We start from the raw sequence: 24,576 nt of genomic DNA on the forward strand, positions 1-24,576 counted from the left end.
ATCAACGCTGGCAACGGCGTTCCGAAATTTGATTAAACGTTCATCATAGGATTAAAGAAAAATGGCTATCATTAACAAGTCTATCCCAGAATTTACAACTGACGCTTTCCACGATGGTGAGCTGAAAACTGTCACATCTGATGACGTAAAAGGTAAATGGTCAATCTTCGTATTCTACCCAGCAGACTTCACATTCGTTTGCCCAACAGAACTCGAAGACATGGCAAAACATTATGATGAGCTGAAAGCCCTCGGTGTTGAAGTCTACTCTGTATCTACAGACACTCACTTCGCACACGCTGCATGGCACGCTTCTTCCGACGCAATTGGCAAAATCAAATTCCCAATGCTCGGCGATCCAACAGGCAAAATCTCTCGCGGTTTTGACGTGATGATCGAAGAAGATGGCCTGGCACTGCGCGGTACATTCCTCGCAGACCCAGATGGTATCATCAAAGTTGCTGAAATCCATGACCTGGGTATCGGCCGTTCAGCAAAAGACATGGTTCGTAAGGTGAAAGCAGCTCAGTATGTAGCCGCTAACGACGGTGAAGTTTGCCCAGCTGCTTGGGAAGAAGGTCAGGAAACTCTGACTCCAAGCCTCGACCTCGTCGGCAAAATCTAAGCGACCAGCTTACACGGCTTTGGGTAGCGGTGCGCCGCTACCCACCCCCAAATGGCCCCAATGTGGCGCCAGATACCCCCAAATTACACCCATGTAATTCAAAGGCAGACTCATGTTAACGAATGATATCTTAGAAGCCCTCAAGGGCTATACCGCAAATATGTCAAGCGAAGTGGCATTGGTTCTGCAAACCGGTGAACACGAAAAACGGGCTGAACTTGTCAAGTTCCTGCAGGATTTTGCCTCAGTTTCCGACAAGTTGAAGTTTGAAGAGCGCGATACCAACGGTTTGCTGCGCAGCCCGCTCAGCTTCCTGCTGGAAGTCGATGGCACGCCAAACGGCATTGTGTTCTCTGGTATTCCTGGGGGGCATGAATTTAACTCCATGGTGCTGGCTGTGCTCCATTCTTCCGGAACCGCCCTTAAGCTGGATAATAGTGTCCAGAGCATTGTGAAAAGCGTGCAGGAAGAGTTGAAGTTCGAGGTCTTTGTCTCCTTGAGCTGTCATAACTGCCCGGATGTGGTGCAGGCGCTGAACCAGTTTGCCGTGCTTAATCCGAAAATCTCTACCGAGACAATCGACGGCGGTCTTTATAAAGACCTGATCGAAGAGCGGAATATTCAGGGTGTGCCAACTGTTTTCCTGAACGGCGAGGTCTTCGCCAACGGCAAGATCGATACCGGTCAGCTTCTGGAAAAACTGATGGCCAAATACCCAAACATTACCGAGGAATTGGCTGCCTCTGCTGAGGAACTTCCTTTGCAGGACGTGACCGTAATCGGTGGTGGCCCGGCTGGTGTATCCGCTGCGATTTACGCGGCTCGTAAAGGCTTGAAAGTAACAGTCATCGCGGATCGCATCGGTGGTCAGGTGAAAGACACCATGGGCATTGAGAACCTGATTTCTGTGCCATACACAACAGGCCCTGAGCTTTCCAACAAGCTTATGGATCACCTGATGAAGCATGATGTTACTTTGAAGGAGCATCTGAAGGTTGAGCGGATCGAGGATGGTGATCCCAAAACGATTATTCTCTCCTCTGGCGAGAAAATCACCTCCAAGACGCTGATCATTGCGACCGGTGCCAAATGGCGGGAGCTCGGCATTCCGGGTGAGAAGGAAAATGTAGGTAATGGCGTGGCTTACTGCCCGCATTGTGACGGACCTTTCTTTAAAGGCAAGGACGTAGCAGTTGTTGGCGGTGGTAACTCCGGTATTGAGGCAGCACTGGATCTGGCCGGGATTGTGAAATCCGTGACAGTTCTGGAATTCCTGCCGGAGCTGAAAGCCGACCAGGTTCTGGTCAATCAGGCCGAGAAGACCGAGAATATCAAAATTCTCAAAAACGTTGCCAGCCAGGAAGTCCTGGCAGAAGGCGGCAAGGTCAAGGGGCTGCAGTATCAGGACCGGGAAAATGAGGACGTCAAGGTTGCAGATGTGGACGGGATTTTTGTCCAGATCGGCCTGCTGCCCAACAGTGAGTTTCTCAAAGGTGTTGTCGATCTTTCTAAATATGGGGAAGTTCTGATTAACGAGAAATGCGAGACCAACAAGGAAGGCATCTTTGCCTGCGGTGACGTGACAACCGTGCCTTATAAGCAGATTGTCATCTCCATGGGTGAAGGCTCAAAAGCAGCGCTTTCTGCCTTTGACTACCTCCTCAAAAAATAACCTCCCCCCTCCCATCTGAGCAGATGAGGACACTGAAGACAGGCCGGGTTCCCCCTCCCGGCCTGTTTTTTTGTGCTGGGTGACCGGAAAATGTCTCCAGAAGTAATAAGTATGATTCTTTTGCCGGAAAACGTTAACCATATGATTGGTTAAATTAACCATATTTATTAACAAAAATGAGAAAATATTGCCGGTTTTTGGCAGAAAACTGGGGGCCGAGTAAGAATGGATTGACAAAAATAATATTAAATTTTAGTTAATTTCTCATGTAGTGCGTGGTTTAACCTTTAGCGTCTCTGATTGCACAGATCACATTATCTCGAGTGCATATCAAAATGGGGGCGTTCTGTAAGAGGAACGAAGATATGGCTTTGAAAAAATGGTTTGCAGCTGTCGCCATGGCAGCTGGTGTATTTGGCGCTTCTAGCGCTTCTGCAGCTCTCCTGACAAATGGTGGTTTTGAAAACCCAGTACAGTCTAACGGCTCGTGGTCAGTATATGACTCCATCGATGGCTGGACAAAATTTGCGGGTACAGCAGGTATTGAGGTTCAGACCGGTAACGTTGGCGGTGCTACAGCATATGAAGGTAGCAACAAGGTTGAGTTGGACAGTCATTCCAACTCCGGCATGTATCAGCAGGTCTATCTGAATTCCGGTGCGTACCAGCTGTCTTTCCAGTATCTGGGCCGTACCGAAAATGTTTCGACTAACTGGATTAACTACGATCTGGAAATTGGTGCAGTCAGCAATGGTCAAACAAATGACAATGGTACCGTGTTCGGTATCAACGGAAACTCAGCTCCAAAAAGTTATGGTTGGTGGAATATTGTTCAAGACTTCACTATCACAAGTTCAGGTTGGTACACCCTAGAATTCTGGGCAGACGGAACAAGCGATAGCTACGGCGGCTATATCGATGATGTGCAGCTGTCCGCAGTTCCACTTCCGCCCGCAATGCTGCTGTTCGGTGGTGCGATGCTGGGTCTGGGTTGGTTGAGCCGTCGCAAGAAAGCGGCCTAAGCTCCCACACAGAATTACGAAAAAGGCGGCGTTTCCTTACGGAAGCGCCGTTTTTTATTGGGTTTTTGAATTTTGCACTGTGATTCGGAAAAATTGTAACAAATTTATTTCAAAATAAGGATCTAAAGAAATAAAAGTATTACATAATTGATATAGAGAAACGTTAAAGTAATGAACAAAAAATAACTGCAATATATCTATAGTCCTTGATAAAAGATTGTTTTTAAAAAAAGACTATTTTTCAATTTGACTTGCGAATTACATCAATTCTGGGGATACTGTCTTCATCGATCAGACGCGCACTGATTGTTCGAATATCACCCCCCCTCGATATTCGATTAGTACCAAGTAGTATTATGTACCCCGAAATGCGCAACTAGTACTAAGTAGTATCAAGTACCCCAAAGTACCAAGTAGTACAACGTACCCCAAGTACCAAGTACCCTAGTACCCCACTGGACGGGCCAAGGCCTAACCAGTCAGATGTAATGATCCCGGCACACTACCCCTCGTGCCGGGTCATTTACGTTTTAGGGGTAATTTTATCGGCATGAGCCCCGCGACCTTAAGGTTTTGGCCACTTCTTCCCCAAACAGATCTTATTACTCCACCGGCTCCAGGCCGTTGAAAATCAGATTTTTCTGCCACTCCTTAGAGTCTTTTATTTTCTCAACAACCTGATTAAGGAGCTCGCGTTGGCCGACCAGATTTTTGGTCATCATGACATGACGGCCAAACACGGTTCGGGGCACTGTGGCAATATGGATCTCTTCCTTCGCATTGAGTTTTCGCAAGTAAAACTGAAGTGTTGAGCTGGGCAAGGTGGTGAAGTCAACTCGTTGATTGAGAAGAAGTTTCAGGCAGGAAATCTGGGAATTAGTTATGATGTTTCTTATTTTTCCTTCATCAATGGCCTGCTGCAATTCGACATAGACATGTCCGCGAACAGAAGCAAATTTCAACCCTGTGAGATTTTGAGCCTCGCCTCTGTATAACACCGGGTTGTTGGTATGAGACAGGATCAGGTTTTTCTCAACGGCAAAGGCTGGTGTCCAAATATATCGATCTTGTTCAGGGTCCTGAAAAAAGCTCCAGTGAATGAATGGAACAATGATTGATCGGCCTTCCTGCAACAGCTCATTTAGGCGTTTTCGAGGAAGCACTTGCGAGTTGATTTGATAGTCAGGGCCGGCAAGCTCCTTTAGTTCTTCAATAAAATTGAAAAATAGGCCTTGGTTTTTGTCTGTAACAAATGGCGGATAGTCATAATAGGTGACAACGTTGAGGGTTTTTCCCTCTGCCTGCGCGAATGCTGACTTGATCAACAGGACCAGAACAAAAGCAATTCCGATCCATAATCGTCCAGTTTTATATTCAGGACTGTTCATTGTAAAATAGGTGATTGGCTTGGTTTCTCTTTTTCTCTTAACATCACATCTACTTTAGAATGATATAAAGCAAGAATGGTATTTGACCAGTTTTATTTCAATTTATTGGGTTTTTAGTGCGTTTAATCGCGGGTTTTGACCTTTGCCAGCAGGCGGTGCAGATACTGATCACGGACGCCAATTTCTTCCAGATGCGCGACGGTGTTTTCAAGATACTCCCGGCTGGAGCCAAGATGACCCTCACCCTGACAGATCCGCTGAACGAGATCCTCATCGCTTAAATGATCGCGATAGCGGGAATGGTCCCGATTGACGACGAAGGTGAGCCCTTCAATGGATTTACCATCCTCGGTCTTCATTTTTACCCAGCGGGGTAAATAGGCGCCGGAAATCATCTCCCGCAGCCAGAGGATTTCGGTTTCGCTATCAATCTTGGCAGGTTCAATCAGGAAGGCGCGCCCATTACAGGAGCCACCGGTATCGAGTGCCAGCATGATCCCGGGCTTTTCCGGACTGCCCCGACCCATGGTGAGATGCAGGCAGTAATGCCGCCGATAGCCATAAAGCCGGGCGGGAACGGACTCGATATAATGAAAAGCCGGGTTCCAGAGGAGGGAGCCATAGCCAAAGACCCACAGACCTTCCTCAGAAATAGGGGATTGTTGAAGGAAATTATGGCGGCTCTCATCCCGCTCTTCATGGGTGAGAGCGTCAAACCGCCCTTGTTTGCGGGCCTCTTCGATTAGCATGTCAACCCGTTCACGGGTAAGTTCTTCGCGGGTCAACATCGATAGGGGTTCCTAATTCTCCAGCTTCAGTTTCCTGGACTTTAACTCAAGATAAATCGGTTCCAGCTCCCGGGCTAGTTTTTCCTGCTCCGGCGTTAAAGTCGCTTCTCTGGCCTGGTAAGGGGCAAATCCGGTTGAGGCTTCCACGGCGTTATACCAATGAGCAGCCCAGACACCATCTTCTGGTTTGCGCCCCTTTTCCCACTCCAGCATCTGGGGATAGAAAGAGAGTTTAAGCGTGCTGCAAAGCGCATGCAACATCCCGCTTGGGTTTTTCTGGATATCCTCACCCTCCACAATGACGGGCTTATGGTCAGCCTGCTGATCGAAATACTCAAAGAGACGCATTTGCTGGTGAAAGCCGGTGGCCTCCGCGGTGACCTGATCATATTTGGCTGAAAAAGACGCGATGACCAGACGGGGATCGCGGATCAGAAAGCAATGCTTGTGACTGGCAAAGGCGCCAAGATCGATATCCGGTAACATATGCTGGGTCATATGCTTGAGATAGCGCAGGGTTTTCCCATCGGGCAGGGGTGCGTTGATGTCGGAACTGACCTGCCGCCAGTCCTCAGGCTGGCTTGCCAGAATTTCCGCTCGCATGGGATGGTTAAGCCCGGTCTCTGTCAGGTAATAGGCGTAGAAAGGTTCATCAACAGGCTGGCAGTCCGGGCGACTGCCGAAGGAGCGCATCATGGCGGTGGAGATATTGCGAGGTCCGGACCACATGGACAGAATTGTGGCGCTGCTGCCGTCTGACATCTACCCTCCATTTACTCTCAAATAAAAGAGGGGACGAAACCGTCCCCTCATTCGTAAAAACCGAAGCGGATCAGAGGCCAAGGATCAGCTTAGCCATAATGTTCCGCTGAATTTCATTGGAGCCGCCATAGATAGACACCTTGCGGGCATTGAAATAACGCGGCGCTGCGCCGCTGGCGTAATCCGGTCCGACGGGATCTGTGTTCTGACCCGGAATGAGCGGCAAGAAGGGGACGCCGTATGTGCCCACAGCTTCAAGGGCAAGCTCGACAACTTCCTGATAAAGGTCCGTTCCGCGACATTTCATCAGAGAACTTTCAGGACCCATATTCTGGCCGGAGGTCAGCTTGCTAAGGATCCGAAGCTCGGTCATTTCAAGGGCCTGAATGGCGACCTCAAGTTTTGCCAACTTATTGCGGAAATCCGGATTGTTGATTACAGGCTCTCCACCATCCACTTCTTTTGCCGCGATAGCGCGCACTTTCTGCGCTCCGCGTTTCAGGCGACCGGCATAGGCATTGCCCCGCTCAAATTCCAGAAGATACTTGGCGTAGGTCCAGCCTTTGTTGATTTCGCCAACAAGGTTTTCTTTTGGAACAACCACATCCTGGAAGAACACTTGATTGATTTCCTGCGCACCTTCGATCGGTTGATCAAGTGTGTAGATCGGATCAATGGTGATGCCTGGTGTGTTCATATCGATCAGCAGGAAAGAAATCCCTTCCTGACGCTTGCCTTCCTTGCTGGTCCGCACGAGGCAGAAGATCCAGTCTGCATACTGGGCCAAAGTGGTCCAGATTTTGGAGCCGTTGCAGAGGAAATGATCGCCTTTGTCCTCAGCCTTCATCTGAAGAGACGCAAGGTCAGAACCTGAACCCGGCTCGGAATAGCCCTGACACCACCAGTCTTCGTTGCTCAGCATCCGAGGCAGGTAGTAGTCTTTCTGCTCCTGACTACCGAACTTCATCAATACAGGTGCACACATCTTAATGCCAAACGGCATGATACCTGGCGCGTTGTGGTTGGCCATTTCGGTATCGAAGATATATTTCTGGGTCGTTGTCCATCCAGGTCCGCCATACTCAACAGGCCAGTCGGGGGCGAGCCAGCCTTTTTCGTTCAGCGCTTTTTGCCAGCGGACATGGTCTTCTTTCGGAAGGTAGCTGTTGCGGTTATCAGCCATCTTCTGTTTGAGGTCATCGGTCAGATTTGTATTAATGAAATCGATGACTTCCTCGCGAAAGGCGTTATCCTTACTTGAAAATGAGAGATCCATGCTTTCCTCTTTTTTATTACTTATATTCCAACTAGCGCCGACCCGGCGTAAATTGTAGCATAAATGAGTTTCTGTCATTAATGGGATGAGGGAAGCATACAACCAGTTTCACGGAGAAGAAATGAAAAAAACAGTAAAAGAAATGGTTGCGGACGCAAATAGCCGAATTGAGACAATTTCAGTGGACCAGGCAAAGGCGCTACTGGGCAACGAGGATGTTCAGTTTGTGGATATTCGCGACGTTCGGGAACTTTATCGGGAAGGTGCTGTCCCCGGTGCCATGCATGCCCCGCGCGGCATGCTGGAATTCTGGGTTGATCCGGAAAGCCCCTATCACCGCCCTGAATTTGCCAGCGGCAAGAAATTTGTATTCTTCTGCGCGGCTGGATGGCGCTCTGCCCTGGCAACAGATACGGTCCAGTCCATGGGGCTTGAAAATGTCTGTCACATAGATGGCGGTTTTGGTGCCTGGAAAGAAGCCGGCGGCCCTACAGAGGAAAAATCCCCGAAATAAGACGCTGAGAAATACTGAAAAGGCAATGCCAGGAAAGTTGAACATTGCCTTTTCAAATCCAGCAAACTGAAATCTTGGTGGATTGGTAGAATTAATTTAGATGTCCTAATTGCCGGATAGGGACTTACGATAATCTGGAACGGGTAGGCCCCCGATCCCCCAATTGGCCATTTCTACTTCATCAATGGTGATAAAAGTGGAGGACGGGCTCTTCCCCAGAATGTCTTGGAGAAGATCGGTCACCCCCTTGATTAACTGGGCTTTCTGTTCTGGCGAAGGCCCGGTTCCATTCGGTCCTCCTTCCTGGGTGACTTTGATGTTTACATAAGGCATTTGATGTTTCCTTTCGGGTTACTAAAGGGTTTCCCAGACAAAGATCTTGGACTGGATTAACCATGTTCCCTCTGATTTGGTGAGGGTGAGATAGTCCGTATAGTGGCGGTTCAGCATCTGCATGTTAGCCCGTATGAATGCCATCCCGCCGGGATCAATATCGATCCGTTCTATCTGACCAGTTATCTGCGCGCCCTTGCTTTTAGGGGATTCCCGGTCTACCAGAACTTGTAGATACTCCTTAACTGAAAGGTTGCGATAGAAGCCTTGTGTGGCATCTACATATCGGGCATCGGGGTGGAAGATCGGCCTTATCAGATCGGGATCTGCCTGATGAAGAGCAGTAAAGTAAGTTTCCATCAGGTCAGTGATTAGCTGTATTTCGGTGCTCATTAAAGGAGGCCTTCGGCCTGCATTGCGCTTACAGCTGACGGACGACTGGCGATGCGTTTTTGATACGCTTCCAGATCAGGCCAGTTTGCCAACTCGATGCCAACGAAGTTTGACCAGTTGACCACGACAAACAGATATGCGTCTGCAACCGAGAATTCATCTCCTAGCAAATGCCGACGCCCATCTGCAAACAGGTTGGCAATATAGTCAAACTTTTGACCGATATTTTGAATGGCCGCTTTCTTGGCTTCTGCAGAGGATGCAGAGTGGAACAAGGGGCTGAAAGCTTTATGTAATTCCGAACCAATATAGTTGAGATAGGAGTTCATCCGTGCTCGTTGAAGACTTCCTGATACTGGCGCCAAACCGGTTTCGGGGTGGGTATCTGCCAAATACTGCAAGATTGAAGGGCCTTCGGTTAGGATCTCCTCTTCACCAAGTTGCAGGGCTGGTACATAGCCGTTTGCATTGATGGCATGATAATTTACTCCGGAAGCCGTCAGACCCTTTTCAGTATCTACCTGCTCTGTTTCGAAAACAGCGTTTACTTCCTTCAGGATAATATGGCTGGCAAGTGAACAGGCACCGGGTTTCATATAAAGTTTCATCTGTGTCTCTCCTTGTTGTGGGACAAGACATAGGTAATTGACCTAATGATCAATAAATAATATTGTTTTGTAATTTAAATGATCTAATTATTCGATCATAAGGGTGGCCCTTGAAACTTGAAGCTTTGCAGACATTACATGCGATTGTAACTGAAGGCAGCTTTCGGGCAGCCGCCAGTCGAATGAACAAGGCACAGTCTGCTCTTAGCCATGCGATTGCCAAACTTGAAGACGATGTCGGATTTCCGCTTTTATCCAGAGAGACCTACCGGCCGGAGCTGACCCAGAAAGGGAAGATATTCTATCAGCAGGCGCAGCAGGTCTTACAGCAGATGCATTTGTTGCGAAATGTCACCCAGTCTTTGAACGCTGGACAGGAGGCAGAGGTCAAATTGGCAGTGACGGCGACGTATCCGCTTTTCCCGATGCTGGATTTGGTTGCTGATCTGAAGTCGAAATGGCCCGCGACACATATTAAGCTTGCTAGAGAGAATATGGGTGGGGCGTTAAACCAATTGATGACGGGACAGGCTGACGTGATCATCGCAACGCTCGATGGTGTTCCGCTAGAGGATGTTGAGGTCGCCGCCCTGGAAACGGTGACAATCCTACCAGTGGCCAGTCCCAAACTGATTTCAGACACAGATAACCGCGTTTATTCCAGGCTGGAGATGCAACGCTATACCCAAGTTGTTGTCGCAGATAGCCGTCAGGGGGAGTTTACTCAAAGCCGGGATTTGCTGCCGGGTGCGGAAAGATGGACGGTTTCAGATTTCTACGCGAAGAAAGAGATTATCCTGTCCGGTCATGGATGGGGTGGAATGCCGGATCATTTGATTGAAAGCGAAATGGAAAGCGGGCTGTTGGTACCGCTGGATATTGAAGATTTTCCCTCCAGAACATCCAGAATATTCAAGATCCGGAGGCGGGATAGTAAGGTGGGTTTGGTGGGGGCAGAGTTATGGGATAGCCTCAAAAAAGGCGGCGTTTCGTGAAAGCCGCCTTTTTAAGGTTTCTAATCGTAGGGCCTAGTTTTTCTTGCCGCCTAAAAGACCGCCAAGTCCTTTGAGGGCGTTGCCCGCATCCTCTTTGAGTTTGTCGGTGATGCTGCCTCCATCGCTGGTGCCACCACTCGTAACTCCCTTCAGTTGGTCCTTCAGGTTGTCAGTGTTGACCGCATTAGAGAGAACACCTGCCAGATCAGGTGCAAATTTCGGATCTTCCCAGCTGCCGGTGATGTTCACCGGGACCATAACGCCGGATGCATCTTTCCCGCCCTGACCTTTGCTGGAGGCAGTGACTTTTGGCTCAACCCGGTAATCGAGGGTTTTGGGTGGCATGCTGACGGTGCCCTTGCCAGCCACCTGAATAAACGGGTTCAGCATTTTCAGGTCATTGTTTTTCAGGATCCCGTTTGTGATGGTGTAGGTGCCTGAAAGCTCCGCAAAGTCAGTTTTCTGGGCTTCCCCACTGCCAGTGAAGGCACTGGCCACATTGCGAGCCATGGCCGCAAGATTGATGCCGTTGATGGCCCCATCGGTAAAGAGGATGCTGCCCTTGCCATTTAGATTATCGACGAATGTTTTCTGGGAGGTACCGGCTGTGGTGACATCAATGTCAAAATTGCCGGTTCCTTCCAATTTGTCAAAATCAGCCGCATCTTTGAGGAACGGCTGGAGGTTCAAACCTTTCAGCGCAAAGGTATTGGCGATTTTGGCTGACGAGCCCTGGGCATTGACAGTTACGCTGCCCTTGCCGGATCCCTGATAAAGGGCAAGCTCGTTAAGGTCCAGTTTCAGGATCCCGTCCTTCAGAAGTGCCGCAAGGCTTGTCTGGCCGACTTTTATTTTCTGAACCAGAAGTTGGCCAACGGAGAGCTTAAAGTCTGCGTTGACAGATTTAAGGGCGCTGAAATCAATTGGTGTGCTGTCCCATTTCTCACCAGACTTGGCGGGCGCTGCCGCTGCTGGTTTTTCTGACGCACCGCCTTCTGACATATACGGGTTCACATCAAGGACCGGCAGGTTCAAATCGCCTTTTAACGAGGGGACCTTGCCGCCCAGGTTAGCCGCAAAATTACCCGTTGCCTTGATGGCGTCGAAGCTCAGGTCTGCATTTGTAAAGGAATAGGTGTCTCCCTTAACGCCAACATCGCCTTTGATGATCACCGCTTCCATGGTGCCGTCTTTGGCCTCAATCGGTTCAGCAGCCCAGGCGAGCAGTCCTTTAAGGGAAGGCACGTTCAGTTCAGTTGCGCCGGTGACATTAACCGGGGTCAGGCTATTGATGTTACCATCAAATGTCAGGGTGACCTTGGTGGATTTAACGCCGACCGAAGCGGTAGTTGCCTTATTTTCCAGAACCGCGCGAAGGGCGCCGAGCTCGGTGTTCAGTTCAATTTTCTCGTCTCTCCAGACGGCGGATCCTGCGGTTTTAAAGGGCTGATCCAGGCCATTGAGTTCTAACGCCAGGTTGGCGTTTTTAATTTCGTGAGTGACGCCGGCTTGCAAGTCCCGATAGGTGATGGCCCCGTTTTTGATCTGAACATCACCCAGGTTCAAGTCACTGATCCCCAGATCCGCAGCCCCGCCATCGCTGCTTTCGGTTTTTTCTGCAGGCGCGCTGGAGGCGGTTTCAAATTCCCAGTTTTTTTTGCCCGACTTGTCGACTTCCAGAACGATAACCGGTTTGTCCAAAATGAACTTATCAACGGAGACCTGTCCGCTTAGAAGCGGCATGAGGTTCAGCTCAAGCGTAAGCTGATCAATGGTCGCCATATTCGGAATTTCGCTATTGGGCGCGTTAGAGAACGAAACCTTGCTGGCGTTTAGCCCAAGAACCGGGAAGATACTAACTCCGAAATCCCCATCAATCGTTAGGGTTCGACCGGTCGCGTCATTGGCGGCGATCATGATCTCCTGCTTGATCCGTTCAGCCGGAACCAAAAAGGGCAGGGCAATGACGGCAGCGATCAGGATGACAACAACTGCGATGATGCCGTAGACAACTTTTTTCATTGGGCGCCTCTCGTTTTAGTCTGTTTTGGCTGGCTTTTTTGGTTTCATACTGACCAGAGCCAGGCCGGTAAAAATCAGTGCGATACTTGGAACTACATAAAACTCGATAGACTCATCAAACAATATAAAGCCAAAAATCATGGTGGCTATGGTGATAAAATAGGAGATCTGACTGAAATAAACAGGCTCTGCGATCCGTTGGAGCTCGAAATAGACCATAAAGCCCAGATATGACAGAAGGATATTTCCCGCAAAAATCCAAGGTGCAATGCTGGCGGATAAATCAGGCCAAACTGGGGCATCGATAAAGAAAAAGAGCGGAGCCATCAGGATGCTGGTGGCCAGCAGCATGCCCGCAGCCAAGGGTAACCCGCGAGAGCCGTGCGGCCAGTCCATGCGCCGATATACATTGCCAATACCAAGGAAGATGGGGATCGTGAAGGCCAGAAGCAGCCAAAGGATGGAGATCTCTCCGCTTGTGGTGCCAGGGCTTGCTAATACCGGTGGCAACACGATAAGCGCTGCGCCGGCGAGCCCGAGGAGCGTGCCAGCGATTTTGCGGGACTGGATCCAGTCAATGCCAAGGGCGATCGAAAAGACATATGTTGTCAGCGGCGACAAGGGATAGACAAGGCCAGTCAGTGCCGCCCCGATTTTGACGGAGGCGACAAAGGCAAGCGTGGTTGGGATTGCATTGCCCATTAGACCCGCGACAAAATAATAGCGCAGAAACCGGCCCCCAAGTCGAACGGGGTGCCCCCGAAACAGGGCTGTCGCCAGAAGCAGTAATCCCCCAAACGCCATTTGCCAGAAAACCAGGCTCACCGGGTCAATCCCATGCAGCGAGCCAAACTTTGCCATACTGACAGTCGTTCCAAAAATGAACCCAAAAGCCAGAACGTATAAGGGTGCATGATAGGAGGAGGGAATGGACATGAAGAAAATCAACTTCGGAAGGAATGGGCCGGGTACAGGTTCCTTTACTTTAAGACCGTCGCCAATTCCCATGCAAGAGGCCAGATGAAGAAAAAAATTATCATACTTTAACACAGTGGATGGTTTTTCGATAAAATGTGAAGTAGATTGAGAGCCAAGAGGTATGCAAAAAGTGATACCCGAATAATCAAGAAGGCCATGGACAAACGGCCCAAATCCAGAAAAACAGAGGAGAAAAGTGAATGCGTGTATTGACAGCTGCAACAACTGCCCTTGCCCTAATGCTGGGAATGGCGACAGCCCAGGCAGATGCCATCAAGATCAAGTTTGCCCATGTGGTGGCGGAAAATACCCCCAAAGGCCAGATGGCCCTGAAATTCAAGGAACTGGCAGAAAGCCGTCTTCCTGGAAAAGTGGAAGTGGAGGTTTATCCGAACTCCCAGCTTTTCAATGACAATAACGTTCTGGAAGCCATGCTATTGGGTGACGTGCAACTTGCGGCACCATCCCTGTCCAAGTTCAACAAATATACCAAAAAACTGCAGGTTTTCGATTTGCCATTCCTGTTCAAGGACATGACAGCCGTTGAAAAATTCCAAAGCGGACCAGAAGGGCAGAAGCTTCTCAGCTCCATGTCCAGCAAAGGTCTGTTAGGTCTGGGTTATCTGCATAACGGTCTGAAGCAGCTTTCTGCCAGCAAGGAGCTGCGCAAGCCTTCCGATGCGGATGGTCTGAAATTCCGGATCCAGTCTTCTGACGTGCTGGCCGCCCAGTTTGAAGCTGTGGGAGCGACACCGCTGAAAAAACCATTCTCAGAAGTGTTCCTGCTCTTGCAGACGAAAGCCATTGATGGTCAGGAAAACACCTGGTCCAACATCTATTCCAAAAAATTCTTTGAAGTGCAGGAGCATATCACAGCCTCCAACCACGGTCTGATTGACTATCTTGTGGTGACTTCAGCTGAATTCTGGAATGACTTGCCAGATGATGTTCGCCCGGTTCTGGAGAAATCCATGAAGGAAGCGATTGCCCATGGCAACATGATTGCAGAACAGAAAGTAACCGGAGATCGCAAGCGGATTGCAGATTCAGGCCGTTCCACAATTCTGGAGCTGAGCGATGCAGAACGGGCGATGTGGGTGAAAGCCATGAAGCCGGTTTGGGATAAATTCGCTGGTGAAATCGGTCAGGACCTGATCGACGCTGCAGTCGCCTCTAACAACTAAGAGGCTCTTACCGTCCTAGACGGATAACGACTTTGCACGACAAGGGGGAGAGAACTTGCGTCAATTTGTCGGAAAACTGGAGGAGGGAATAATTTCCCTCCTTCTCGTTATCATGACCTTGCTGGTTTTTGTTGAGGTTGTGATGCGCTTCGGGTTCAATTCAGGCTTTCTGTGGATGCAGGAATTGACCTTGCTTATTTCAGGCTGGTTTGTGCTTCTCGGGGCCTCATATGGTGTCCGGGTCGGTGCCCATATCGGCGTGGATGCCTTTGTTAAAATCTTTCAGCCTGAAACGCGTCGCTGGATTTCCATCGTGGCGGTGCTTCTGTGCCTATTCTATTGCGGCCTGCTGTTTGTGGGATCCTGGGAGTATCTGGGCAAGATGCAGAAAATCGGCCTGGAGATGCAGGATATGACCATCAAGAAATGGATGGCGCATTCAATCCTGGTGATTGGCTTTGGCCTGTTATTCTTCCGGTTTCTGCAGCTTCTTTGGAAAATGATCCGAAAAGAAGAGTATGGCTTTCATCTTGCTGATGAAGCGAAGGACGCGCTGGAGGACTTGGCCGAAAAACCGGGCGCTGATGCGGGAGGGGATGGCCGATGACTGCAACGATCCTTTTCATCATTCTGTTCGCCTGTATGCTGATGGGCATGCCCATTGCGATCGCACTTGGCTTTTCCAGTGTAGTGACCATCTATTTTCTCTCCGGTGACAGTATCGCCTCCATGGGGCTCAAGTTCATTGATAACCTCACGGAGCATTATACGCTGCTCGCCATTCCGTTTTTTGTGCTCTCCAGTGCATTCCTGTCAACCGGCGGTGTTGCGAAACGCTTGATCCGCTTTGCGGTGGCCTGCGTCGGGCATATTCGGGGCGGTCTTGCCATGGCCTCGGTGATGGCTTGTATGCTGTTTGCGGCGGTGTCCGGCTCTTCCCCGGCGACTGTTGCTGCCATCGGCTCAATTGTGATTGTTGGCATGGTGAAAACCGGCTATCCCGAGAAGTTTGCTGCGGGCGTTATTTCCAATGCGGGAACGCTGGGGATCCTGATCCCACCGTCCATCGTGATGCTGGTCTACGCATCGGCAACGGAAGTGTCAGCCGCCCGCATGTTCATGGCGGGTTTTATTCCCGGGATCATGATGGGTCTTCTGTTGATGATCGCCATTTATATTTACGCCCGGATCAAGGGGCTGCCTGCGCAGGAGCGGGCGTCACTTCGAGAGTTCCTGGCCTCCGGCTTTAGTGCGTCTGGCGGGATTATCCTGATCGTGATTATTCTGGGGGCGATTTATGGCGGTGTTGCCAGCCCAACCGAAGCCGCTGCGGTTTCCACCGTTTATGCCTTTCTGATTGCTGTTGTCGGCTATCGGGATATGGGTCCTCTGAAAGGTGTTCCCTGGCGTAAAGACGGTGAGGCGCTGGGGGCAGCGATCACCCGTAACCTTTGGCAGAGCGTTTACGCCATTGCAACAGCAGGCTTTTCTGCGGATGTCCGGAAAACGGTTCTGGACGGTGCCAAGATCAGCTTCGTGCTGCTCTTTATTATTGCCAATGCCATGCTGTTTGCCCATGTGCTGACCACCGAGCGTATCCCTCATATCATAACGGAGACGATTACGGGGATGGGGCTTCCTGCGTGGGGCTTCCTGATTGTCATGAATTTGCTGCTGCTAGCTGCCGGGAACTTCATGGAGCCATCAGCGATCCTGCTGATCATGGCCCCGATCCTGTTCCCGATTGCCATGGAGTATGGCATCGATCCTATTCATCTGGGGATCATCATGGTGGTCAATATGGAGATCGGTATGATCACGCCGCCGGTGGGGTTGAACCTGTTTGTGACCGCAGGGATTACGGGACGGGACATTCTTTGGGTGGTTCGGGCGGCGTTGCCATGGCTTGGCTTGCTGCTCTTCTTCCTGATCCTGATTACCTATATCCCGGAGATATCCCTATTCCTGCCAGAGCTGATCGACAGTTGGCGGGGGTATTAGCCCGGAACTTGAAAGATGAAAAAGGCGCCGCTGATCAGGCGCCTTTTTTATGGGTTGAAGAGCACGTGGACAAAATTCCGACATGATCCGAGATAGAATAGAGGCATGACAGTGACGGGAGCTTCATTTCAGATACAAAAGGTCGTAGCAATGCTGCTGGCCGGGATTTGTGTATGTCTGACGTCTGCCAGGGCAAATGAATTGGTGGACCTGCAGCTTGTGCTCGCCGTTGATGTCTCTTCCAGTGTCAATTACGAGGAATATGACCTTCAGATGAGAGGCTATGTGGCTGCCTTTCGAAGTGCTGAGGTGAAGGACGCGATCCGATCTGGAGCGGTCGGGCGTATCCGGGTTGCCATGATGCAATGGGCCGGATCAGATCAGCAGGCCTTGAGTGTGAACTGGACGGAAATCGGATCGGATGCAGAGGCAGAAGCCTTTGCTGATCGGCTTGAATATGTGCCGCGCGCATTTGATTTTGGGGGAACAGCCATAACGCCCGCCCTTCGTTTTGCTGTTGATTTATTGGCACGGGATGGTCATCGCGGAACCCGTCAGGTGATAGATGTTTCCGGTGATGGTCGGGTGACGCTGGGGGCGGAGCCTGACAAGATCCGTGACCAGATTGTCGCCTCAGGGATTACAATAAACGGGCTTCCCATCCTGAATGAGGAGCCGACCCTGAACAGATATTACGAAGCCCATGTGATCGGCGGATATGGTGCCTTCGTGGAAATCGCCGCCGATTTTACCAATTTTGCCCAGGCCATCCGGCAAAAGCTGGCCCGGGAAATCCGCGGCGTTTTCTATGGCAGTTAGCGGTGGGTCCTGTCTTGGCGGGCCTGATCTGGCCGGTCGAGACTAAAGACATCCATGACAGCGGTATAATCCCGATATCCGAGCCGTGCCAGTGGATGATATTTGCTCATATCCACCATCCCATCAGTGATGATATCGTCACTGATATGAATTGCGTGTGCTTGCCCCAAAACCATGATGTTGGGAACTTCCGGGTTGCTGGTGGGCAGATCAATGACCTGCAGAAGCTTGCATTCCATATTAACCGGGCTTTCCTTGACCCGCGGCGGTTTAACAATTTCGCTTGGCACAGGGGTGAGCCCGGCAAGCTCAAATTCGTTGACCGCACGTCCCACCATTTCTGAGCTGGCATTCATGGCATCCCGAAGCTCATAGGTGACCATATTGACGACAAACTCGCCAGTTTCCCGAATATTGGAAAGAGAGTCCTTTGCGCCGCCCTCAATATGATTGCCCGTGAAAGCCATGGCGAGGACAGGTGGGCTTTCAGCCATGGCATTAAAGAAGCTGAAAGGCGCCAGGTTCAATTCCCCATCTGTGGATTGGGTGCTGATCCAGCCGATTGGCCGTGGAGAGACCAACGCCTTAAACGGATTATGCTTCATTCCATGATGATCAGATGTTTTATAAAACATGCAGGCCTCTTTGTTTGTCTGTTATCTCTATCGCCCCATTGACCCTAAAAGTATCGTTTCCGGACGGAATTGCGCAAGCGTCTTTTTAAAAAGCTTTATTTGCCAGTAGGGTTATGCTAATTGGAATTTATGAACAAGGTAATGACCATCATCCGACGACGACGATAGGGAGTGCGTAACGCGCACTCGGCCCGAAGGGCTGCCTGTTTTTTATTCCTTAAAAATTGAAGTATTGCTGGCCGGATGGTGTTAGGCTGTCCCTGTCAGGTTAGGACGTCGTCATGTATGAAATTACCCGGGAAAAGCCGCAGGATGCGGCTGCGATTGAAACCCTCCTTGATCTCTCCTTCGGGCCGGATCGGCACCGCAAGACTGCCTATAAGCTTCGGGAAAATTCCGAAGCGATCCCAGAGCTGTGTCTGGTGGCGCGAAAGGAAGGTAAACTTCTGGCGACGATTAGTTATTGGCCGCTGACCATCGGCGGAAAGACCCCGGCTTTGTTGCTTGGTCCAATAGCTGTGCAGCCGGATCTTCAGGGGCAGGGCATTGGTGTTGGCCTCATTCGGGACACCCTGAAAATTGCCAAGGAACGGGGGCATAAGCTGGTCATTCTGGTTGGTGATCCGGGCTATTATGGCAAGTTCGGATTTGTGTCTGCTTTTGATCAGGGGTTTCAGATGCCGGGACCGGTTGAGTCCCATCGCTTCCTGGTTTGCGAACTTGCAGATGGGGCGCTGGAAGGTGTGAGCGGCATGGTTGAAGGTGTCCCTGCTGCGAAGAAAAAATCTGCCTGCCGTTAAGCCGCTGAGTTAGCGGCCTTCCCGCCACCAAAGAGCTGCGAGAATACTGAGCAGTAGAAGAACCCCAAGATAGGGCGGCAGAAGTGTCGTCCGGGAATAGCCGGTGACGTCGAACCGGTTATTGGCACGAAGTCCCCACCAATAGTCGCTGGACTGGCTGCTGGCAGGATCGGTTCGGCGAAGGTCCGGCATGGCCCCATCGGAGATCCAGTGAATACCGCCATCTGTTGCCGTGGTGGCAGGACGAAGGCGATTTTCGGTCGCGCGAATGTCCCTCTCCTCCAGTGGGTTGAGGGAGCCTACCGCGACCATGTTATTCACGCCCGTTGTTTTCAGCTCATAGAGCCCGCGTCCAGCGAGGGGCGTGACGGCCTGAAACTGTCCTTTCCCTGTTTCTTCCAGATTGACAGTGATCTTGGTGCCATCTGGATGGGTAACTTCAACCTCAGTGTCGTCCAGATCCAGGGTCTGACGGGTGATCTGCAGATTTTCCCCAACAGGCCTTGCGGTCAGGTTTTCCTCTTCCAGTTCGGGCTCTTTCATCAGCCAGTGCGCGATCCGGCGAAAGAGTTCAGATTGCGGTCCGCCGCCATCAAAACCCCGACCCCACAGCCAGGCATGATCTGACATCAGCTGGGCGACGCGGCCCTCTCCCTGCCGGTGGAGAATGAGTAAGGGGCGATCAGTTGGGCCAGTCATCAGCACATCGCCGCCCGTGACCTCACTATCGATCAAACGGAACCAGCGACCCCAATTGCGGGCCTGATAGCGATCCTCAAGAGATGCGGTGACGGGATGACGGTGGCCTGTTTTACTGACTTCTGGCAGATAAGGCTCTTCCAAAACGGACCCGGTTGGAACACCCGGCAGAACCACAGAAAGTGGCGTGCGATAGAGGCTGAGCGGGGTCGCGAAAGAAGGACCTGCCGCTTCCAGAAGGGCGCCGCCGCCCTCAACATAATTGACAATGTTATTGAGGAAGCGGGAGGCCAGAACGCCTCTTCGCCGGTAGCGATCAAAGACAATCAGGTCAAATTCTTCCAGTTTTTTCTCGAACAATTCCACAATCGGGAAGGGGATCAGGGAGAGTTCTTTCAAGGGGGTGCCGTCCTGTTTTTCCGGCGGGCGCAAAATAGTGAAATGCACCAGCTCAACCGACGGGTCGGATTTCAGGATATTGCGCCAGCTCCGTTCCCCCATATGCGGCTCACCGGAGACGAGAAGCACTTTCAGGCGATCCCGAACGCCGTTTACGGTGACAACGGCAAGATTGTTTTTCTCGCTGAGTTCCCCATCCAGCGGGTCTACCTCCAGCGTGATGTGATTGGCGCCGCCATGGGGAATTTCCAGGTCAAATGTTTCGCTGCGCCCTGTGCGACTGGCAATGCGGCGGATCACTTGACCATCCAGCTTGACGGTGACCACAACAGTGCTAGCGACATTGTCCGGGCGGTGATCAACCACTTTATAACCAAGGGTGACGGACTTGCCGACAATCCCAAAACTTGGCGCGGTCTCAACAAAGAGGATGCGGTCAATCTCGTCGCGCTCACCGCTTAAAAGCACATGAACGGGTCCTGCATCTGGACTTGCCTCTTCGGCGGCGGGGGCATCATGAACCTGCCCATCCGTAATGAGGATCGTGGCGGCGACCCCATTGGCGGGAAAGCTTTTTAAGTAGTCATCCCGGGCTTTGAAGAGCGCCGTTCCTTCAGACTGACGGTCAAGGCCTGAGGGGTTATTGGTAATTTCCAGAAATTCGACATCAAGGTTTTCGAAATTCCGCAGCCTTTCTTCAACGGCGAGGCGAGCGGCGGCTGTCTGGCTTTGTCGGTCGCCGATTTTCTGACTGCCCGACTGGTCCGTGATCACAAGAACCGTGTCATTGAGATAATCGCGGCTTTCTGTCACCAAATATGGATTGGCGAGGAGTGCAAAAACAAGGGCAAGCAGGAGGAAGCGGATAGAGATCCCCCGTGAGCGCCGCCACAGACCAAAGATCAGGACCAGTAGCGAAATACCAGCCAGCACCGCCAGCCACTCAACTGAGAGGAGCGGATCGAACGCCAGATTGGTGAAATGTGCACTCTCGGTCATTGGCTCAACCTGTTGAGGATGGCTGGGATATGAACCTGATCCGCCTTGTAGCTGCCGGTCAGGGTATACATGGCAAGGTTAATACCAAACCGCCAGGCCAGCTCGCGCTGTCGTTCTCCTCCTGGGATGACAGACGCCATGGGACGTCCGTTTTCATCAAGCGCCCAGGCGGCAGCCCAGTCATTGCTGCCGATGAGGATAGGCGATACGCCATCATTGGCGTCTCCCTCTTCGGTTGAGGAAATCCAGACATTGCCGGTCTCGTAGCGGCCGGGAAAGCTTTGCATCAGGTAAAAAGATCGGGTCAGCACATGATCTACCGGTACGGTGACCAACTGCGGGATTTGCAGGCGGGCGACGATTTTCTGCAGGCGGAGATTTTCCGGACTGTTGGAGAGAACACCGCCATAGCGCGCCGCCAGATGCTGGTTTCGGGTATCAAAAAGAATGGTTCCTCCCTCTTTCAGATACTGATTGATCCGCCGGATGGCATTGGTGCTCAGTTCAGGAAAGTCGGGAGTTACGGGCCAATAGACGAAAGGATAGAATAACAGCTCATCCCGCTCAATATTGATGGCGAGCGGCGCTTCGGTCTCCACCGATGTTCGCCGGGTAAGGGTGAGGCTGAGGCCAGCAAGGCCAGCGGCACTGAAGCGGTCTACCTCCAGATCACCGGTCAGGATATAGGCAAGGCGGGTATCGAGGGCCGCCAGCATCTCTTTTTCCAGGTTTTCAGACTGCGCAGTCGCAGGTTTGGCTGATAGCAAAGCAAAACCCATGACAACCGCGATCAACAGAGTGCTGATGGTATTGTCGGCACGCCGTCCAGGCAGTCCGGGCATCTTGCCTTGCAAGTAAATGGCGAGCAGAAGATCGATTAGGATCAACATTACCAGCAGGGTGAGCAGAATGGGAACCATGTCCATTTCCGCCGCCAATTGCAGCGGATAGAATTGTGTTGTGAAGCGAAGCGGGCTTAAAGATTTATATGCGGTTGTACCGTCGCCGATATTAAGGGCAACTTTCTGCTGTTCGGTGCCGTAAAAGCCTGCGGGATGGGTTCTGCTGACAACCAGGGGCGTCTCTGCCCCCAGATCAAGTGGCTCAGCATCCAGTTTGAAATCGGTGTAGCGCCCAAAACCATCGAGAAGCCGATAAGGTGGCAGGGGAGTTCCACCCTGAATGTCCTGACGGCTGTTTCGGCTTAAACTGCCGATTTCTTTCAGCATATCCACGAAAAGACCGGAAAGCACCAGGTTCGACCAGCTGGGGGTCGCTGAGGTGTGAAAGAGGATGATATTGCCATCTTCCCAGACATCGGCGGTAACCAGTGGTGTTCCATCCGCTAGGGAGGCCCAGGTTTTCTCACTCAAATCAACGGTGGGCAGGGCGAGGATCTGCTTTTTGACGGTCACATCTTCTGGAATGGTCAGATTTGCGAACGGGCTGTTTTCACCGAAAGCACCAAGGGGCTGGGGCCGGGTCCAGGAAATACTGCCATCCAGGTTCCGGGATCCTTCGCGCAGGCGAACCGGCGTGAGTTCACTTTTGGAGTTGGCAAGGCGGGGGCCTGCAAAGCGAACCAATGTTCCCCCGTCTCTCACCCAGTCGGCGAGGGCTGTTTCATCCTGATCAACACTGATGCCACCATCGCCAAGGAAAATAACGGAAACCTGTTCTTGCACCAGTTTTTCGACATTCCCTTTGAGCAGGGAATAATGAGGCTGAAGTGCTTTTTCCAGATAGTGAACTTCACTGAGGAGTGCTTGCGCCGGGTTGCTATCGTCACTAATGACAATTCCCGCCGTTTTGCGTTTGCTACGACTATCGATCAGGTAGAGAGAGGCGGCGGACTGCCCGCTTTGAACCTCAATCCGGTCAATTTCGTTATAAAGGCTGATGGGAAGGCGCGCTGTCAGTGTTGTCTTGGATCCCTCCTCAAAGAGGTAGGGCAGAACGGTCAGGATACTGCCATTGGCCGATTTTATGAGGATATTTCCCTCTGGCGCGAGACCGTCTGTGGCATGGGTCAGCGGAATATTGAGCTTGCCATCTTCATATGTCGGTTTGCCAACAATCACCGGTGCGTCGCGGTCAGCCGGGGTATAGAGTGTGATCGCAAAAAGATCAGAAAGTCGGGTGAGTTCAGCCTCATATGGATCAGTATCCTCACCAGCAATTGCGCCGTCGCTGATCCAGTAGATCCGCGGTGCGGTCAGCTCAGATAGTTGATCAACGATTGATTTTAGATGATCTGCAGAGGGATGCCAGGATACCGGCTGCAGGGAGGCAACCTGCTCCAACGCCTGATCGGGTGTGAGGGGACGCAGGCCTTCATTCTCGTTCACACGAATACTGGCCATCGGCACCAGATAGACAAGACGGCTTTCCCCTTTGAGGTTTTCAAGCAAGCTGGTGAGGCGCGCTTCTATATCCTCCCAATGAGGGGCGGCCGCCCAGTCATTTTCCACCAAAACAACGACCGGACCATCGCCAGAGACCTCATCTGGTGCATTCAGTCGGGGCCCGGAGAGGGCGAGAATGATCAATGTTGCGATCAGCAGACGAAGCAGAAGAAGCCACCAGGGGATGCTAACGGTGCTGTCTTCCCGATTAGGAAGCTGCAGCAGGAAAGAGACGGCCGAGAATGTGACAGATTTCGGCCGCGGCGGAGTGATGCGAATGAGCCAGTAAAAAACGGGCAGCAGTGACAGTAAAGCAAGAACCCATGGGGTCGCAAAAGAGAGAGATGTGAGGGCAGTAAACATCAGATCCCCTCCCTCAGATATCCATAAAGCCGGGCCAGGGTTTCCGATGGGCGGTCATCAGTCCTGCATTTCAGGTGCCGCCAGCCGACCTGCCGGGCCAAGTCCTGCAAGCTTTGGCAGTGAGCAGCAAAGCGGGCTTCATAATCCTCGCGAATGCTCTCCACCTTGCCAAAAGTGATGACTGGATTACCTGCCATATCCAGAAAGTTCGTGCGCCCTGTGAAAGGAAGTTTTTCCTCAGCCGGGTCAACAACCTGGAGCAGCAGACCCCGTCCGCCTGAACTGATGGCTATTTTCAGCGCGTCCAGCAATTCTTCAGTTGGGGTGAGGAAATCACTGATCAGAACAAACTGCGATTGCTTGGGTGTTTTGCTGGCCAAAAGGGCTTTTTTCAAAGGCGGGCTAGCTTGAGTGAAAAGATCGGCGGCGAAAGTTTCGAAATGGCCGGTCCCGTGCCCTGCCTTGTTGGTTTTTCCAAGGAGGTTATATTTCTCCTCCCCCCGGTTCAGAAGGAGGCCAAGGGCCAGAATAAGAAGTCGGCCATAGTCCTGTTTGGAAAGGTCGGCAAGGTGCGATCGGTATGGCATGGTCACGGCACTGTCGAGCCAGAACCAGACGCTCTCGCTCGTTTCCAGCTCTTTTTGGCGGATGTACAGATCGCCGCGCTTGGCGGTTTGGCGCCAGTCCACTTCCGTGCTGCTGTCGCCTTGTGTATAGGGGCGGAACTGCCAGAAATCCTCCCCCTTGCCGGTTTTGCGACGGCCATGCTGGCCCATATCCACATGATCAATGATCTGGTGGGCCTGCAATAGGAGAGAGGAAAGGGCGGCCGCCTGTTTTTCGGCCTCGCCCCGCAGTTTCAAGTTGGCTGGTGAAAACTGCTCCCTAAACCCCAT

General features: G+C 51.5%; 23 protein-coding genes. 10 read left to right on the plus strand and 13 right to left on the minus strand.

Annotated elements, in window-relative coordinates; translation table 11 throughout:
• Positions 1-61: 61 nt before the first annotated feature.
• From ahpC to HH301_RS06880, 3 genes are all read left to right on the plus strand, one after another.
• A complete protein-coding gene (gene ahpC / locus HH301_RS06870) occupies positions 62-625 on the plus strand; it encodes an alkyl hydroperoxide reductase subunit C (RefSeq protein ID WP_169567873.1) in 564 nt (187 codons plus the stop codon).
• Between the two features lie 112 nt (positions 626-737).
• Positions 738-2,297 carry an alkyl hydroperoxide reductase subunit F gene (gene ahpF / locus HH301_RS06875; RefSeq protein ID WP_169567875.1) on the plus strand — a complete coding sequence of 520 codons (1,560 nt, stop codon included), beginning with the start codon at positions 738-740 and terminating at the stop codon, positions 2,295-2,297.
• A 365-nt stretch (positions 2,298-2,662) separates the two neighbouring features.
• Positions 2,663-3,319: a hypothetical protein gene (locus HH301_RS06880; RefSeq protein WP_169567877.1), complete on the plus strand. Its 657-nt coding sequence runs from the start codon at positions 2,663-2,665 to the stop codon at positions 3,317-3,319.
• Positions 3,320-3,921: 602 nt separating this feature from the next.
• Here HH301_RS06880 and HH301_RS06885 read toward each other — a convergent pair.
• The 4 genes from HH301_RS06885 to HH301_RS06900 form a co-directional block, all read right to left on the minus strand.
• Positions 3,922-4,707 (minus strand): substrate-binding periplasmic protein, encoded by a 786-nt coding sequence (locus tag HH301_RS06885; RefSeq protein WP_169567879.1) that lies wholly within the window; start codon positions 4,705-4,707, stop codon positions 3,922-3,924.
• A gap of 122 nt (positions 4,708-4,829) precedes the next feature.
• Complete coding sequence (locus HH301_RS06890; protein ID WP_169567881.1) at positions 4,830-5,495, minus strand: gamma-glutamylcyclotransferase; 666 nt, start codon at positions 5,493-5,495, stop codon at positions 4,830-4,832.
• 12 nt (positions 5,496-5,507) lie between these two features.
• Positions 5,508-6,257, minus strand: coding sequence for a sulfotransferase-like domain-containing protein (locus HH301_RS06895; RefSeq protein ID WP_169567883.1), 750 nt, complete (start codon positions 6,255-6,257; stop codon positions 5,508-5,510).
• Between the two features lie 70 nt (positions 6,258-6,327).
• Positions 6,328-7,533 (minus strand): acyl-CoA dehydrogenase family protein, encoded by a 1,206-nt coding sequence (locus HH301_RS06900; protein ID WP_169567885.1) that lies wholly within the window; start codon positions 7,531-7,533, stop codon positions 6,328-6,330.
• A 121-nt stretch (positions 7,534-7,654) separates the two neighbouring features.
• Here HH301_RS06900 and HH301_RS06905 point away from each other — a divergent pair, with 121 nt between their 5' ends.
• Positions 7,655-8,047: a rhodanese-like domain-containing protein gene (locus HH301_RS06905; RefSeq protein WP_169567887.1), complete on the plus strand. Its 393-nt coding sequence runs from the start codon at positions 7,655-7,657 to the stop codon at positions 8,045-8,047.
• 105 nt (positions 8,048-8,152) lie between these two features.
• Here HH301_RS06905 and HH301_RS06910 read toward each other — a convergent pair whose 3' ends face one another.
• From HH301_RS06910 to gstA, 3 genes are read right to left on the minus strand one after another with little or no spacing between them, the layout of a single operon-like run.
• On the minus strand, positions 8,153-8,380 hold the full coding sequence (locus tag HH301_RS06910; RefSeq protein ID WP_169567889.1) for a tautomerase family protein: 228 nt from the start codon (positions 8,378-8,380) through the stop codon (positions 8,153-8,155).
• Between the two features lie 21 nt (positions 8,381-8,401).
• Positions 8,402-8,773, minus strand: a complete 372-nt coding sequence (locus tag HH301_RS06915; protein WP_169567891.1) for a nuclear transport factor 2 family protein — start codon at positions 8,771-8,773, stop codon at positions 8,402-8,404.
• A complete protein-coding gene (gene gstA / locus HH301_RS06920; protein WP_169567893.1) occupies positions 8,773-9,381 on the minus strand; it encodes a glutathione transferase GstA in 609 nt (202 codons plus the stop codon). The genes HH301_RS06915 and gstA overlap by 1 nt, the downstream gene beginning before the upstream one ends.
• A gap of 110 nt (positions 9,382-9,491) precedes the next feature.
• On the opposite strand from gstA, the gene HH301_RS06925 reads away from it, so the two are divergent.
• Complete coding sequence (locus HH301_RS06925; RefSeq protein ID WP_169567894.1) at positions 9,492-10,376, plus strand: LysR family transcriptional regulator; 885 nt, start codon at positions 9,492-9,494, stop codon at positions 10,374-10,376.
• Between the two features lie 33 nt (positions 10,377-10,409).
• Here the strand turns inward: HH301_RS06925 and HH301_RS06930 are convergent, their stop codons facing one another.
• Together HH301_RS06930 and HH301_RS06935 are read right to left on the minus strand one after the other, a co-directional pair.
• Complete coding sequence (locus HH301_RS06930; RefSeq protein ID WP_169567896.1) at positions 10,410-12,398, minus strand: AsmA family protein; 1,989 nt, start codon at positions 12,396-12,398, stop codon at positions 10,410-10,412.
• Positions 12,399-12,413: 15 nt separating this feature from the next.
• Complete coding sequence (locus tag HH301_RS06935) at positions 12,414-13,406, minus strand: DMT family transporter (protein ID WP_169567898.1); 993 nt, start codon at positions 13,404-13,406, stop codon at positions 12,414-12,416.
• 170 nt (positions 13,407-13,576) lie between these two features.
• Here HH301_RS06935 and HH301_RS06940 point away from each other — a divergent pair, with 170 nt between their 5' ends.
• The 4 genes from HH301_RS06940 (at position 13,577) to HH301_RS06955 (ending at position 17,380) form a co-directional block, all read left to right on the plus strand.
• On the plus strand, positions 13,577-14,560 hold the full coding sequence (locus tag HH301_RS06940; RefSeq protein ID WP_169567901.1) for a TRAP transporter substrate-binding protein: 984 nt from the start codon (positions 13,577-13,579) through the stop codon (positions 14,558-14,560).
• 55 nt (positions 14,561-14,615) lie between these two features.
• A complete protein-coding gene (locus HH301_RS06945; RefSeq protein ID WP_206378212.1) occupies positions 14,616-15,167 on the plus strand; it encodes a TRAP transporter small permease in 552 nt (183 codons plus the stop codon).
• Positions 15,164-16,561, plus strand: coding sequence for a TRAP transporter large permease (locus tag HH301_RS06950; RefSeq protein WP_169567903.1), 1,398 nt, complete (start codon positions 15,164-15,166; stop codon positions 16,559-16,561). Before HH301_RS06945 ends, HH301_RS06950 begins: the two co-directional genes overlap by 4 nt.
• A 105-nt stretch (positions 16,562-16,666) precedes the next feature.
• Positions 16,667-17,380 carry a DUF1194 domain-containing protein gene (locus HH301_RS06955; protein ID WP_169567905.1) on the plus strand — a complete coding sequence of 238 codons (714 nt, stop codon included), beginning with the start codon at positions 16,667-16,669 and terminating at the stop codon, positions 17,378-17,380.
• Here the strand turns inward: HH301_RS06955 and HH301_RS06960 are convergent.
• On the minus strand, positions 17,377-18,015 hold the full coding sequence (locus HH301_RS06960; RefSeq protein ID WP_169567907.1) for a flavin reductase family protein: 639 nt from the start codon (positions 18,013-18,015) through the stop codon (positions 17,377-17,379). The genes HH301_RS06955 and HH301_RS06960 overlap by 4 nt on opposite strands.
• Positions 18,016-18,296: 281 nt before the next feature.
• On the opposite strand from HH301_RS06960, the gene HH301_RS06965 reads away from it, so the two are divergent.
• Positions 18,297-18,815: a GNAT family N-acetyltransferase gene (locus HH301_RS06965; RefSeq protein WP_169567909.1), complete on the plus strand. Its 519-nt coding sequence runs from the start codon at positions 18,297-18,299 to the stop codon at positions 18,813-18,815.
• A gap of 9 nt (positions 18,816-18,824) precedes the next feature.
• On the opposite strand, the gene HH301_RS06970 is transcribed toward HH301_RS06965, so the two are convergent.
• Genes HH301_RS06970 through HH301_RS06980 form a run of 3 tightly spaced genes read right to left on the minus strand, consistent with a single transcriptional unit; the run spans position 18,825 to position 24,576 of the window.
• Positions 18,825-20,912, minus strand: coding sequence for a hypothetical protein (locus tag HH301_RS06970; RefSeq protein WP_169567911.1), 2,088 nt, complete (start codon positions 20,910-20,912; stop codon positions 18,825-18,827).
• Positions 20,909-23,680 carry a DUF4159 domain-containing protein gene (locus HH301_RS06975; protein WP_169567913.1) on the minus strand — a complete coding sequence of 924 codons (2,772 nt, stop codon included), beginning with the start codon at positions 23,678-23,680 and terminating at the stop codon, positions 20,909-20,911. The genes HH301_RS06970 and HH301_RS06975 overlap by 4 nt, the downstream gene beginning before the upstream one ends.
• Positions 23,680-24,576, minus strand: a complete 897-nt coding sequence (locus tag HH301_RS06980) for a DUF58 domain-containing protein (RefSeq protein ID WP_169567915.1) — start codon at positions 24,574-24,576, stop codon at positions 23,680-23,682. The genes HH301_RS06975 and HH301_RS06980 overlap by 1 nt, the downstream gene beginning before the upstream one ends.

The organism is Sneathiella limimaris (assembly GCF_012932565.1).
Classification (GTDB): Bacteria; Pseudomonadota; Alphaproteobacteria; order Sneathiellales; family Sneathiellaceae; genus Sneathiella; species Sneathiella limimaris.

What these genes read in the sequence shown, in the direction of transcription:
- HH301_RS06880 (WP_169567877.1), top strand. Translation starts at nt 2,663, where the DNA reads ATGGCTTTGAAAAAATGGTTTGCAGCTGTCGCCATGGCAGCTGGTGTA.
- HH301_RS06940 (WP_169567901.1), top strand. Translation starts at nt 13,577, where the DNA reads ATGCGTGTATTGACAGCTGCAACAACTGCCCTTGCCCTAATGCTGGGA.
- HH301_RS06975 (WP_169567913.1), bottom strand. Translation starts at nt 23,680, where the DNA reads ATGTTTACTGCCCTCACATCTCTCTCTTTTGCGACCCCATGGGTTCTT.
- HH301_RS06890 (WP_169567881.1), bottom strand. Translation starts at nt 5,495, where the DNA reads ATGTTGACCCGCGAAGAACTTACCCGTGAACGGGTTGACATGCTAATC.
- HH301_RS06900 (WP_169567885.1), bottom strand. Translation starts at nt 7,533, where the DNA reads ATGGATCTCTCATTTTCAAGTAAGGATAACGCCTTTCGCGAGGAAGTC.
- HH301_RS06970 (WP_169567911.1), bottom strand. Translation starts at nt 20,912, where the DNA reads ATGACCGAGAGTGCACATTTCACCAATCTGGCGTTCGATCCGCTCCTC.
- HH301_RS06915 (WP_169567891.1), bottom strand. Translation starts at nt 8,773, where the DNA reads ATGAGCACCGAAATACAGCTAATCACTGACCTGATGGAAACTTACTTT.
- HH301_RS06885 (WP_169567879.1), bottom strand. Translation starts at nt 4,707, where the DNA reads ATGAACAGTCCTGAATATAAAACTGGACGATTATGGATCGGAATTGCT.
- HH301_RS06905 (WP_169567887.1), top strand. Translation starts at nt 7,655, where the DNA reads ATGAAAAAAACAGTAAAAGAAATGGTTGCGGACGCAAATAGCCGAATT.
- HH301_RS06910 (WP_169567889.1), bottom strand. Translation starts at nt 8,380, where the DNA reads ATGCCTTATGTAAACATCAAAGTCACCCAGGAAGGAGGACCGAATGGA.
- ahpF (WP_169567875.1), top strand. Translation starts at nt 738, where the DNA reads ATGTTAACGAATGATATCTTAGAAGCCCTCAAGGGCTATACCGCAAAT.
- HH301_RS06895 (WP_169567883.1), bottom strand. Translation starts at nt 6,257, where the DNA reads ATGTCAGACGGCAGCAGCGCCACAATTCTGTCCATGTGGTCCGGACCT.
- HH301_RS06950 (WP_169567903.1), top strand. Translation starts at nt 15,164, where the DNA reads ATGACTGCAACGATCCTTTTCATCATTCTGTTCGCCTGTATGCTGATG.
- HH301_RS06955 (WP_169567905.1), top strand. Translation starts at nt 16,667, where the DNA reads ATGACAGTGACGGGAGCTTCATTTCAGATACAAAAGGTCGTAGCAATG.
- gstA (WP_169567893.1), bottom strand. Translation starts at nt 9,381, where the DNA reads ATGAAACTTTATATGAAACCCGGTGCCTGTTCACTTGCCAGCCATATT.
- HH301_RS06935 (WP_169567898.1), bottom strand. Translation starts at nt 13,406, where the DNA reads ATGGGAATTGGCGACGGTCTTAAAGTAAAGGAACCTGTACCCGGCCCA.
- HH301_RS06960 (WP_169567907.1), bottom strand. Translation starts at nt 18,015, where the DNA reads ATGTTTTATAAAACATCTGATCATCATGGAATGAAGCATAATCCGTTT.
- ahpC (WP_169567873.1), top strand. Translation starts at nt 62, where the DNA reads ATGGCTATCATTAACAAGTCTATCCCAGAATTTACAACTGACGCTTTC.
- HH301_RS06980 (WP_169567915.1), bottom strand. Translation starts at nt 24,576, where the DNA reads ATGGGGTTTAGGGAGCAGTTTTCACCAGCCAACTTGAAACTGCGGGGC.
- HH301_RS06965 (WP_169567909.1), top strand. Translation starts at nt 18,297, where the DNA reads ATGTATGAAATTACCCGGGAAAAGCCGCAGGATGCGGCTGCGATTGAA.
- HH301_RS06930 (WP_169567896.1), bottom strand. Translation starts at nt 12,398, where the DNA reads ATGAAAAAAGTTGTCTACGGCATCATCGCAGTTGTTGTCATCCTGATC.